Annotated in this window: 13 protein-coding genes and 3 pseudogenes; 8 read left to right on the top strand and 8 right to left on the bottom strand. The window is 67.5% G+C overall.

The features are described 5' to 3' along the window. The first annotated feature begins 89 nt into the window (after positions 1-89). Positions 90-485, top strand: coding sequence for a CopG family ribbon-helix-helix protein (locus GJ632_RS04670; protein WP_191452239.1), 396 nt, complete (start codon positions 90-92; stop codon positions 483-485). Between the two features lie 121 nt (positions 486-606). Here GJ632_RS04670 and GJ632_RS04675 read toward each other — a convergent pair whose 3' ends face one another. The 4 genes from GJ632_RS04675 to GJ632_RS04690 form a co-directional block, all read right to left on the bottom strand. Further along, positions 607-1,209, bottom strand: coding sequence for a class I SAM-dependent methyltransferase (locus GJ632_RS04675; RefSeq protein ID WP_089806429.1), 603 nt, complete (start codon positions 1,207-1,209; stop codon positions 607-609). 121 nt (positions 1,210-1,330) lie between these two features. After that, the gene (locus GJ632_RS04680; RefSeq protein ID WP_089806431.1) at positions 1,331-1,651 is read right to left on the bottom strand and encodes a chorismate mutase; all 321 of its coding nucleotides are present in this window, start codon (positions 1,649-1,651) and stop codon (positions 1,331-1,333) included. Then, positions 1,648-2,502, bottom strand: coding sequence for a shikimate kinase (locus tag GJ632_RS04685; protein ID WP_191452240.1), 855 nt, complete (start codon positions 2,500-2,502; stop codon positions 1,648-1,650). The genes GJ632_RS04680 and GJ632_RS04685 overlap by 4 nt, the downstream gene beginning before the upstream one ends. Before the next feature lie 126 nt (positions 2,503-2,628). Next, positions 2,629-3,105 (bottom strand): MaoC family dehydratase, encoded by a 477-nt coding sequence (locus GJ632_RS04690; protein WP_191452241.1) that lies wholly within the window; start codon positions 3,103-3,105, stop codon positions 2,629-2,631. A 112-nt stretch (positions 3,106-3,217) separates the two neighbouring features. Between GJ632_RS04690 and GJ632_RS04695 the strand changes: the two genes are divergently transcribed. Together GJ632_RS04695 and GJ632_RS04700 are read left to right on the top strand one after the other, a co-directional pair. Further along, a complete protein-coding gene (locus GJ632_RS04695) occupies positions 3,218-3,646 on the top strand; it encodes a DUF5796 family protein (RefSeq protein ID WP_089806437.1) in 429 nt (142 codons plus the stop codon). Further along, complete coding sequence (locus GJ632_RS04700) at positions 3,646-3,876, top strand: hypothetical protein (protein WP_089806439.1); 231 nt, start codon at positions 3,646-3,648, stop codon at positions 3,874-3,876. The genes GJ632_RS04695 and GJ632_RS04700 overlap by 1 nt, the downstream gene beginning before the upstream one ends. A gap of 59 nt (positions 3,877-3,935) precedes the next feature. Here GJ632_RS04700 and GJ632_RS21930 read toward each other — a convergent pair whose 3' ends face one another. Next, positions 3,936-4,076 carry a hypothetical protein gene (locus GJ632_RS21930; protein ID WP_177232562.1) on the bottom strand — a complete coding sequence of 47 codons (141 nt, stop codon included), beginning with the start codon at positions 4,074-4,076 and terminating at the stop codon, positions 3,936-3,938. Between the two features lie 245 nt (positions 4,077-4,321). On the opposite strand from GJ632_RS21930, the gene GJ632_RS04705 reads away from it, so the two are divergent. From GJ632_RS04705 to GJ632_RS04715, 3 genes and pseudogenes are all read left to right on the top strand, one after another. After that, positions 4,322-6,466 carry an AAA family ATPase gene (locus tag GJ632_RS04705; RefSeq protein WP_191452242.1) on the top strand — a complete coding sequence of 715 codons (2,145 nt, stop codon included), beginning with the start codon at positions 4,322-4,324 and terminating at the stop codon, positions 6,464-6,466. A 79-nt stretch (positions 6,467-6,545) separates the two neighbouring features. Beyond that, a complete protein-coding gene (locus tag GJ632_RS04710; protein ID WP_089808876.1) occupies positions 6,546-7,016 on the top strand; it encodes a pyruvoyl-dependent arginine decarboxylase in 471 nt (156 codons plus the stop codon). A gap of 78 nt (positions 7,017-7,094) precedes the next feature. Next, positions 7,095-7,456 (top strand): annotated as a pseudogene (locus GJ632_RS04715) (DUF5811 family protein). Positions 7,457-7,505: 49 nt separating this feature from the next. On the opposite strand, the gene GJ632_RS04720 reads toward GJ632_RS04715, so the two are convergent. Continuing rightward, on the bottom strand, positions 7,506-7,724 hold the full coding sequence (locus GJ632_RS04720; protein ID WP_191452243.1) for a hypothetical protein: 219 nt from the start codon (positions 7,722-7,724) through the stop codon (positions 7,506-7,508). A gap of 112 nt (positions 7,725-7,836) precedes the next feature. Next, positions 7,837-9,652 (bottom strand): annotated as a pseudogene (infB, locus tag GJ632_RS04725) (translation initiation factor IF-2). Between the two features lie 294 nt (positions 9,653-9,946). On the opposite strand from infB, the gene GJ632_RS04730 reads away from it, so the two are divergent. Both GJ632_RS04730 and GJ632_RS04735 read left to right on the top strand, forming a co-directional pair. Continuing rightward, positions 9,947-10,192: a PRC-barrel domain-containing protein gene (locus GJ632_RS04730; protein WP_089808864.1), complete on the top strand. Its 246-nt coding sequence runs from the start codon at positions 9,947-9,949 to the stop codon at positions 10,190-10,192. A gap of 17 nt (positions 10,193-10,209) precedes the next feature. Further along, a pseudogene (locus GJ632_RS04735) lies at positions 10,210-10,669 on the top strand (NOB1 family endonuclease). A 161-nt stretch (positions 10,670-10,830) separates the two neighbouring features. Here the strand turns inward: GJ632_RS04735 and GJ632_RS04740 are convergent. Further along, on the bottom strand, positions 10,831-11,519 hold a 689-nt coding region (locus GJ632_RS04740), incomplete at its 5' end, for a CPBP family intramembrane glutamic endopeptidase (RefSeq protein ID WP_191452244.1).

The raw sequence follows: 11,519 nt of genomic DNA on the forward strand, positions 1-11,519 counted from the left end.
CTCAACGACGTGTATAACGGTTGTTACTACCGAATCGGGGGAATCGTCATACGGGGGGACTCTTGTAGCGGCGCGACGAGGCAGGAGGTATGCGAACGAGCTTCAACATCCCGGACGAGATGGTCGAGGAGTTCGACCGTGTGTGGCAGGAACAGGGGATAGAAAACCGGTCACGGGCGGTCAGAGAGGCGATGCTGGAGTACATCGAGTCCCACTCTCGCCTCGAGGATACGAGCGGCGAAGTCGTCGCTCTGGTCGCGTTCGACTATCGACACGACGAGGTGATACAGGAACTCCACGACGTCCAGCACGACTACCCGGACGTGATTCTCAGCACGAGTCACACCCATCAGGGCGAGTGGTGTCTCGAATCGCTGTTCTGTCGGGGGGCCGCCGAGCGAGTGCGCGAACTCACCTATCGGCTCCGAGACTTCGACGGCGTGCGCCGAGTGAAGGAGATGGTAATCCGCGACAGCGTCGAGTGAGTCGGCCGGTGCGACTGCGACCGTTCACCGGTTCTCTCGTTATCCGACCTTGTTCAGGTTCTTGACTGACGTTACAGATTTCGCCCACGTTGTACGTTCGTGCCGCGTGATGGAAGACTTGTCACCCACTCGTTCGAGAAGCGACGAGGACGCCCGCGGAACCACTGACGATTTCCACGTCGGTGAGCGTGAAGCCCGTATCGGCGAGCAGGTTCGCAACAGTCCCCATCCGCGGGAGTGTTTCGTAGCCGCCCCGGGGCTCCGGTGGCCCGAAGAACATCTTATCGGCAACGACGAGGTGGCGGGGGTTGAGCGACGAGATACCCTCGATTGCGGCCCGTAACGTCCCCTCACCGCCCTCGTCGTACGCCATGTAGAGCGCGTAACTCGCGACGACGACATCCACCGCCTCCTCGACGTTCGGTTCCCGAAACGAACCGTGGTCGAACGAGACGTTTTCGACGCCTCTCTCCGCTGCCTTCTCCCGAGCATATCGAAGCCACTCGTCGTCGATGTCGCGCCCGAGGACGCGGTCGCACTTCGATGCGAGTTCGAGCGCGACGATTCCGGTTCCGGTCCCCACGTCAACCACCGTATCGTCGCGTTCGATCGGTGCGTGTTCGACGATGTACGAAACGCACGTCTGGTACGCCTCGTCCGCCGCGCTGTCCTCGTCGTAGTCCATCGGCGTGTACCCGTGATAGTCGTTCTCCGTTTCGTTCATCCCTACTCAGCCGTAGCGACGGTGGGAGGATAAGGGTTCCAAGAGTAATCGTTGACAGGTCTCCGAGGGGGCGTCGTACCGTCGCTTAGAATGTACGCGATACCGAACACTACGTTTCGTGCTACCGACTTTCGCGCTGTTCCACCTTGTTCAACTCGATGAGCAGTCGGAAGATGGCTTTCACGAGGTTCGAGTCCACCTCGAAGCGCTCGGCGTTCTCGCCGGCGCGGTCCATCACGACTTCCTCCTGCCCCTCGTCGGTGGTCGGCAGGTCGCGTTCGTCTTTCACCTGCGCCACGGTGTCGGCGACGTACGTCCGGCGGGCGATGAGTTCGACGATCTCGCGGTCGATGTCCGCGATTTCGGTCCGCAGTTCGTCGAGGCTCATGTCGTCGGGCAGTTTCTCCGTCTGGTCGGTCGTCCGCTGTGTGTCTCGTGTCATCGTACGTATGCTCCGTCGTTTCGCGTCGTCGTCAACCACGTCGTGCCGTCCCGTTCGGCCCACAGGTCCCGCACCCGTTCGAGCGACGAGTCGCCCGGTTCGGCCACCGCGACGACGCTCGGGCCGGTGCCCGAGAGGGAGACGCCGGCCGCGTGCGGCATCGCCTCCACGGCGGGGTCGGTGGGGAACCCCAGCGCGGCCGAGAACGCCAGTCCGTTGACCGTCATCGCCTCGCCGTAGCGACCGTCGAGGGCGAGTTCGGCGACCAGTTCGGCCATCGGCGCGACGTTCGCGCAGGCGTCCACGTCCGCGTCGGCGCTGTATGCGCGTTCGTCGGGCGTCCAGACGAGGACGTCCCACTCGACCGGGTCGCGGGCGAGCAGTTCGTCGGCGTCGTTGTCCGTCACCGTCGCGCCGCCGAGCATCGACGCGGAGGCGTCGTCGAACGCGCCGGTCACGGTGACGCCGACGTCGCGGGCGGCCCGCACGCCGAGTCGGCAGGCCTCGGTCCGGTCGGGGTCGGCGCCGAGGGCGTCCGCGGTGGCCAGCACCGTCGCGTTCGCCGCGGCGCTCGAACTCTTCAGGCCCGCGGCCATCGGCACGTCGCTCTCGGTGCGGACGGTCCCGCCGTGGTCGTCGGCGGCGTACCGTTCGACTGCGAGTTCGACGCATCGTTCGACGAGTCTGGTGTCGGCGTCGGCGTCCTCCGCGACGGACCCCCGGACCGACTCGGAGTCGTCGAGTTCGACGGTGGCGGTGGTCTCCGCGTCGATGGCGAACGCCGACCCCACGCCCGTCGAGAGGGCGTTCAGAATCGTCCCCGCCCCGAGTGCGACTGCGCGGCCGTGCATATCAGTACGGAACCGAGCGAACTGAAAGGTGTAGCGGTCCCCGCCGTATTGGCCTCTGTCTGCGCGGCCGCGGTCGGGAGTCACGGCGGCGACGCCGCAAACGCCCGCGACGCCGTCGTCGACTGCTCACGCCTCGCGCCGGACCATCCCCAGCACCGTCCACGTCACCACCGTCTCGTCGTCGCCGTTCGTGCCGGTCACGGCCACGTCGACGTAGCCGCGTTCGGGGTTCGACTCGGAGGGGCGCTTGGAGACGACTTCGACCGAGGCGGAGAGCGTGTCGCCCGGTCGGACGGGTCGCTGCCACCGCAGGTCGTCGACGCCGCGGCCGCCCATGAAGGCGACGCGAGAGAAGAACGCCTCCGTCGCCAGTCGGTTGCAGGCGCAGTAGGTGTGGAGTCCGCTGGCGACGAGGCCGTCGAACATCGACGCCGCGCCCGCCTCGCGGTCGGGGTGGAACGGTTGCGGGTCGTACTCGCCCGCGAAGGCGGTGATGTCGTCCTCCGTGAGCGTCGTCGTCCGTTCGGCGTCGAACGTGTCGCCGACGGCGAGTGCCTCGTACGAGAGCGTCGCGTCGGCGTCGGATACCGGCGTCGCGTCCATACCGCCCGGGCGCGAGCGACCGACAAATCGGCACCGATTCCGCCGCGCGCATCGCCGCAGTTCGACCGCGCGTATCGCGTCGCTTTTCACCGCTCCGGCGTAACGCCGGGACATGAGCGCGCGAAACGACGTGCCGCCGAGCACCCTCGGCGTGGAACTGCTCGACCACGGCGTGCAGGTCGAGTACACCGACGGGCGGACGACTCTCTATCACGGCGTGCCGGAGGCGGTGACCGGGACGCTCACCACCCGACCGGCGACGGAGACGCACGTCCTCGTGACGGACCCGACGGAGACGGAGGGCGTGATGATATACGTGAACGACCTGAAGACGCACGACGACATCCTCGAGTCCTCCGGCGTCGGTCGCGTCATCCTCGAACCGGACGAGGAGGAGGAACTGTTCCCGGGCGTCACCGTCCGCCGGACCGAGGGGATGCGAACCGAAGTCGAGGCGGACCCAGAGGTGGCCCGCGGGCGCGTGTTCGTCTTCGAGGAGGACGACTGGGGGGAGTCCTCCTACGAGTTCGTGACCGAGTGATGTCGCTCCGGAAACGCTGGCGACCGCTCGAACGGGCGACGGTCGGGGCGGCGCCCGACGCCTACGGCGTCGTCGAGTTCGGCGACGACGACGGCGAGGTGGTCCGCGCCGCCGCCGGCTTCCTGCCCGACGAACTCCGCGAGGAACTCTCCTACGGCGACGCGGCGAAGGTTCGCTGGAAGCGAGCGCAGTCGCGCGACCACGCCGAACGCCTCCTCGCCGACCTGTAGCCTCCCATCTCCGAAGGCCTTCCGCTCCGTGCTCCGCTCTCACTCCGTCACCGGCCGGACTACTGCAGGTACGACGGACTGTCGTCGTCGCTGTCGCAGTTCGTCTCGTGCGTCTGCGCGTCGGATTCGGCGTCGAACATCAGCCCGCACTCGTCACAGCGGTACCACGTCGCGCCGTCTTTCTCCGTCGTGGACACCATGTGAAGTGGTGTGCTATCACGACGCATAACGTTTCTGCCAAACGACGGCGGGCGTCGGACGGGATGTGAGAGGTGGTGACCGACAGTCGTCGAACCGACGGCCGACCGCCGGACGACCGCTCGCAGACGCCACCGGAGAGTACCGTCTGCAAGGTGGTCGCCACCGGTTCGCCGGGTGAGATTCGACCGCCGGACGACCGCTCGCAGACGCTACTCTCAAGACCGACGCACCCGAAGCCGACGCCATGGCAGACGACGAGGGCCTCGAACTCACCGTTCGCGGGGCGGAGAAGCGAGACGCCGGGCGGGGCATCGCTCGCCTCCCCGAGGGGGCGCGGCAGCGTCTCGGCGTCCTCAGCGGCGACACGGTGGTCGTCGAAGGGGGCCGCGAGACGGTGGCGAAAGTGTGGCCCGCCGGCGGCGGGACGCCCGACGGCGTCGTCCTCATCGACGCCGACACGCGGGCGAACGCCGACGCGAAGATAGGCGAGACGGTACACGTCCGGAAGGTGGACGTCGAGGACGCCGCGTCGGTGACGCTGTCGATGCCCGACGGCGTGGCGTTCTCCGACGACGACCGGGCGGTCGAACTCATCAAGCGGGCGATTCAGGACCGTCCCATCCAGTCGGGCGGACAGATTCGCTTCGAGTCGCTGAGTTCGGACCCGTTCGTCGTCAGCGAGACGTCGCCGGACGGCATGGTCCGGGTCACGTCGTCGACGCGGCTGAAACTCACCAAGGAGGGCCGCGTGAGTCGCGTCGTCACCAGCGTCTCCGGCGGCGAGGACGAGGACGCCCCGACCGGCGTCACCTACGAGGACATCGGCGGTCTCGACGAGGAGTTGGACCTCGTCCGCGAGATGATCGAACTCCCCCTGTCGGAACCGGAGGTGTTCGCCCACCTCGGCGTGGACCCGCCGAAGGGCGTCCTCTTGCACGGCCCGCCGGGCACCGGGAAGACGCTCATCGCGAAGGCCGTCGCCACCGAGGTGGACGCGACGTTCATCACCATCTCCGGCCCGGAGATAATGTCGAAGTTCAAGGGCGAGTCCGAGGAGAAACTCAGAGAGAAGTTCGAGGAGGCGCGGCAGAACGCGCCGGCCATCGTCTTCTTCGACGAGATAGACTCCATCGCGGGCAAGCGCGACGACGGCGGCGACGTGGAGAACCGCGTCGTCGGCCAACTGCTCAGCCTGATGGACGGGCTGGCCGCCCGCGGCGACGTCATCGTCATCGGCGCGACCAACCGCGTGGACTCGCTCGACCCCGCACTCCGTCGCGGCGGTCGGTTCGACCGCGAGATCGAAATCGGCGTCCCGAACGAGGTGGGGCGCCGGGAGATTCTGGAGGTCCACACCCGACGGATGCCGCTCGCAGAGGACGTGGACGTGGACCGCCTCGCCGCGCGGACCCACGGCTTCGTCGGGGCGGACCTCGAATCGCTGGCGAAGGAGGCGGCGATGACCGCCCTCCGTCGCGCCCGCCGCGGCGGCGAGACGATTTCGTTCGGCGAGTTGGAGGTCACCCGCGAGGACTTCGAGGCGGCGATGGCGAGCGTCGAACCGTCGGCGATGCGCGAGTACGTCGCCGAGGCACCGACGACGACGTTCGACGACGTGGGCGGACTGGAAGAGGCGAAGCGGACGCTGGAGCGAAGCGTCACGTGGCCGCTCACGTACGCGCCGTTGTTCGAGGCGGCGAACACGACGCCGCCGTCGGGCGTCCTCCTGCACGGCCCGCCGGGCACGGGGAAGACGATGCTCGCGAAGGCCGTCGCCAACGAGACGGACGCCACGTTCATCAAGATGGCCGGCTCCGAACTCGTCCGCAAGTTCATCGGCGAGGGCTCCCGCCTCGTCCGCGACCTGTTCGAACTCGCGGCCGACCGCGAACCGGCGGTCATCTTCATCGACGAGATAGACGCCGTCGCCTCCAAGCGCACGGACTCGAAGACGTCCGGCGACGCCGAGGTCCAGCGGACGATGATGCAACTGCTCAGTGAGATGGACGGCTTCGACGACCGCGGCGAGATTCGCATCATGGCCGCGACGAACCGCTTCGACATGCTGGACGAGGCCATCCTCCGGCCGGGCCGGTTCGACCGCCTCATCGAGGTGCCGAACCCCGACTCCGAGGGCATCGTGAAGATTCTGGAGATTCACACGCGGGAGATGAACGTCGCCGACGACGTCGACTTCGAGGACCTCGCCGAGGAACTCGAGGGACAGTCCGGCGCGGACATCGCCTCCCTGACGACCGAGGCGGGCATGTACGCCATCCGCGACGACCGGACCGAGGTCCGCCGCGAGGACTTCGACGACGCCATCGAGAAGATGCGCGACGCCGAGGAGTCCGGGACGATTCCGGGGCACACGGACTACCAGTACTGAGCCGACTGGACATCGTGGCTCGTCTCCCTCCGACGGTCGATTCGTAACCCCTTATTCTCCGCGGCGACGTTCTCCGGTAATGAACACCATCTACGTCGTTCGCGGGGTGGGCACCGCGCCCACCGAGATGGCGTCCTACGACGCCGCACTCGCGGCCGCCAACGTCCACAACTACAACCTCGTCCCCGTCTCCTCGGTCGTCCCGGCCGACGCCACCGTCGAGGAGGTCGACATCGCGCCGGACCTCGGACCGGCGGGGAACCGCCTCACCGTCGTTCAGGCGCGCGCGACGACGGGCGGCGTCGGCACCGTCTCGGCAGGCCTCGGGTGGACGACGGGTCCCGGCCCGGGCCTGTTCTACGAGGCGGCGGGCGAGGACCCCGAGGGCGTCCGCCGGGCCGTCGAGGAGGGACTCGACGCCGGACGGGGACTCCGCGACTGGGAGTTCGACGACGAACGCGTCGCGGTCACGACGGCGGAGGCCGACGGCGAGGGGTACACCACCGCCGTCACCGTCGCCGCCTACGGCCGCAGCGAACCCATCCTCTGAGGCGGGAGCGGGACCGCGATGTTGAGGCTTCCGACGGGTTTAACTGCGGCGTTCCCGTAGGGTTGGTGACTCATCCTCATGAACGGAAACAACCCCTACGCGGGTGCGCCCGGTGTAGTAGATGCAGGTCGCCCGGCGGAGTCCGAACTCTCGACGGCGCAGGTTCGGCGACTTCGTGAGGCCGTCGCCGGCATCGTCTCGCGGACGCAGAACTACCTGCCGGAAGGCTACGCCGTGGGGTCGGAACTCTCCTACGGGTCCAACGGCCCGCAGGCGACGGTGGCCGTCCACCCGCCGGTCGGTCGACCCATCAGCGCCGCTTCACGCCGGACGAGGAGGACCTGGAGTCGGGGCTCACCGATTCGGACCGCGACGAGGTGGCGCAGGGACTCGCCGCCTCCGCCGCGTTCCAGGTGATGAACGCCGTCGCGACGAACTGACGCCGACCGCTCGATAACCGTTCTCGGCCGCCGCCGTGCGGTCACGACGCTACCCCGAGAGCGGCGGGTCCACGAACAGCCCGTACGCCAACAGCGCGGCCGAGGAGAGGCCGCCGACGCCGACGCCGAACGCGACCTGCACGTCGGCGAACGACGCCGCGAAGACGCCGAGCAACAACGGGAGCGGGAGGAGTGCCAACAACCAGTCGTATCGCGATTCCAACGCCGGGACGACGGTCTCGCCAGTGGGTCTCTTTCTGACACTCATCCGTACTCACCTCGGTCGTTCGTACGGGCGAGTTCGTACTAAATATTACGCCAAACTCACTACCCTGTTCGGCGGAACCTACCGATACGTTACGCAGAACCTCGGAGGAGGACTACTTCCCCCAGAACGGGTCGCGCTGGCGGTGTTTGTCCAGATAGCCGGTCAGCGCTTCGAGTTCGTCAGCCGGAATCTCGTCGGAGAGTTCCTGTTCGAGAATCTTCGCGTGCTTCTCGGGCAACTCGGTCCACAGTTCGTCGCCCTCGTCTATCTGCCGGCCGACGGTGGGGCCGTCGATGGCGACGGAGACGCGGTTGCCCGCGCGAACCTCGGAGACGTCCTCGCCCTGCTCTTGGATGCCGGAGAGTTGGCCGACGCGTTTCGGTTCGTTGCCCTCCCACTTCACGACGTGCGCGTTGTTCTTCAGCGTCCCAGACAGCACCTCGACGCCGACGACGGCGGGACTCGACTGCCGGAACACGTGGTCTTCGAGGATGCGGAACCGACACGGACGCTTGATCTTGTCCAGCACCGTCTCCTGTTGGGCGCGCTTGCGTTCGGCGACGAACTCCTCGTACTCCTCGACGATTGGTAGATGACGTCGTCCTCGAACAGGCGCACGTCGCCCGTCTTCTCCAGTTCGTCCTCGGCGTTCGAGAGGACGTCCACGTTGAAGCCGAGGATGACCTTGTGGTCGTCCTCGCGGGCCGTCGAGGCGACGGCCACGTCCCGCGGGGCGACGTCGCCGACTTCGGCGCGGAGGATGGGCACCTCCGCCTCTCGCAGGGCGTTGGCCATCGCCTCCAGACTGCCGAGGGTGTCGGCCTTGACGACGACGCCCTCCTCCTCGGTGTCGACCTCGATTTCGGCGAGTTCGGACTCGACGTCCTCGATGACGGCCTCGACGCTCCGGTCGCGGACGACGCGAATCGGCGCGCCCGCCATCGCGTCGTCGAGGTCCGGCGCGGCGATTTTGATACCGGCCGCGGCGGCGACTTCCTCCACTTTGTCGAACCGCTTTTCGGTCCGTATCTCGGCGTTCGGGCGCGGTTGCAGGAGGGCGCGAACCTCGGTGACGATGGGGCCGTTGACGCCGCCGACGACGATGGTGTCGTCCTCGCGGACGCTGCCGTCGTAGAGGACGACGTCCACCGTCGCGCCGAACCCGCGTTCCTCCTTCACTTCGAGGACGGTGCCCGCGCCGGGGCCGGCCACGTCCACGGCCATCTCCTCTTTCATGTAGCGCTGGGAGAGGCCCATGAGGACCGCGAGGAGGTCCGGGATGCCCTCGCCGGTCATCGCCGAGAGGGGGACGACGCGACGTTCTTCTGGAAGTTCTGGACGCGCCAGTAGAGGTCCGCGGAGAAGCCCTCGTCGGAGAGGTTGCCGATTATCTCGTAGAGGTTCTGGTCGAGACGCTGACGGGCGTTGTCCGACTGGTCCTCGTACGTCCCCTGGATGGGCGACCCCTCGTTGGGGTTCCACCCGGGCGTCGTGTCTATCTTGTTGGCGGCGACGACGAACGGCGTCCCCGTCCGCTTGAGGATGTCGAGCGCTTCGATGGTCTGCGGCTGGAAGCCGTCGTTCACGTCCACGACGACGATGGCGATGTCGGCGAGTGCGCCGCCGCGGGAGCGAAGCGTGGAGAACGAGTGGTGGCCGGGCGTGTCGATGAACAGGAGGCCCGGCAGGTCGAAGTCCTCCGGCTTGACGAGACTGCCGGCCATCTGCGAGACGGTCTCTAGCGGGACCGCCGTGGCGCCGATGTGCTGCGTGATAGCGCCCGCTTCGCCTTCCGAGACCGCAGAGCCGCGTATCTTGTCGAGCAGCGTCGTCTTGCCGTGGTCGACGTGCCCGAGAACTGCGACGATGGGGGTTCGGAGTGCGTTCGATTCGGTCGTGGGAGGAGCGTCGGCGTCGGTGTCAGACATGAAAAATCACTCCGAGAAGTGTTCTGTACCGATACGCGGGCGGCGCCGAAGTTAAGTCCATCGTCACGCCGTGGCGCGTACGCGCGAGACGCGAGGACGCCGCCGATTTCGACCAGTCCGACGGACGGTCTCGGCCGCCGACGCGTTCGGTTCTCCCGACTCGGCCGTCCGCGGCCCATCTCGTCGGTGCGTTCGTCTCGTCGTCGCGGCCGGCCTCCCCCGCGCCAGCGCCGTCGGACGGTCGTCGGACGGTCCCCGTGGCACTTATGTTACCGTGGCCGAATACCTCTCGTCATGGCCGACGTACTCGCCGAGAACCTCTCCGGAAAGGCCGTCATGGGCTCCGACGGGACGGAACTCGGAATGCTGTACAACATCACGATGAATCTCAAGACGGGAACGCTCCACGACTTGCTCGTCTCGCCGCACGAGGAGGTCCGCCCGGGCCAGTTCGCCTTCGAGCAGGACGAGCAGGGCCGGTTTCAGGTCCCCGTCTCACGCGTCCAAGCCGTAAAAGACTATATCGTCGTTCAGAGATAGACAGGGACAAACTGCCGATGCAGGTTCTCGACTCTTCCGCGTTCATCCACGAGTATCACACCGACGACCAGACGGCCTCGATTCCCCTCGTCAGCGAGGAACTGGAGGACGAGGCATCCTTCCGCTTCGACGCGATGGAAGGGGCGGGGATGCACATCCACATCCCCGCGTCGGGCACCGTCGAGAAGATTCGCCGCGCCGCCGAGGAGACGGGCGACCGGGAGACGCTCTCGGACACCGACATCCGCCTCCTGGCGGCCGCCTTCGAACTCGACGCCACCCTCGTCACCGACGACTACGCGATGCAGAACGTCGCCGAACGCGTCAGCGTACAGGTGAAGGTCATCGCACAGGACGGCATCGAGGAACAGCGTAACTGGCGGTTCCAGTGTCAGGGCTGCGGGCGCGAGTTCGACGAACAACAAGGAGCGGTGCCCCATCTGCGGGATGGAACTCGCGCGGAAGAACCCGGCGTAACGGTCACCAACCGGCGTTCTCCCGACCGGCGGACCCGGCTCCGCGACGGCGGTCCGTCGTCTCCGGGGCGACGCGCCGTCCGCCGCGTTCTCGAATCGGCTCTCTCTCGCCGGACTGCACAGCGGAGCGACTCCGCCGGGTCGTCGCGGCGTCGCGACCGGTCACCCGAGTGCGCCCACGGCCGCGGCGTACGTCATCGCGAACTGGACGACGTTGTAGAGGCCGTGGGCGACGACGGGCACGAGGAGGTTCTCGCTCCGTTCGTAGACGACTCCGAGGACGGCGCCGAGGACGAGGACGACGGTCAGCGAGACCAGAGCGCCCTCGCCGGTGAACGAGGCGAAGTGGATGGACGCGAACGTCGCGCTCGACCCCACGACGGCGAACGGGACGCCGTACTCCCGGCGCAGGAGCCCCTGCACGGCGCCGCGGAACACGAGTTCTTCCGTCGGCGCGACGAGGAGTAGCGTCACGGGAATGTAGTAGAGCCCCAGCACGGGCTGGTCCATAATCTGTTGTTCGAGGACGCTCTGTCCGCTGTCGATACCCAGCGCGGTGATGCCGACGCTGATGACGAGGTAGAAGACGAGGAGGACGCCGAACCCGGCGGCGGTCCACCCGAGGTCACGCCGCGTCGGGCGGCCGCGGTGTATCAGGTCCCACTGGTCGGTGGCCGTCAGGTACCCCGCGCCGGCGACGCCGAACCCGACGAACTGCGAGGCGCTCCGCAGGGCGGTGTAGAGTGCAGTCCCGCGTTCGATGCCGGCGCTCCGGAAGAGCGCGTCGCCGAGCGAGAGGAAGATGGAAGCGCAGACGAGCGCGAGGACGACGACGACGGCGGCGCCGCCGA

This window comes from Halogeometricum sp. CBA1124 (genome assembly GCF_009741955.1).
GTDB lineage: Archaea > Halobacteriota > Halobacteria > Halobacteriales > Haloferacaceae > Halogeometricum > Halogeometricum rufum.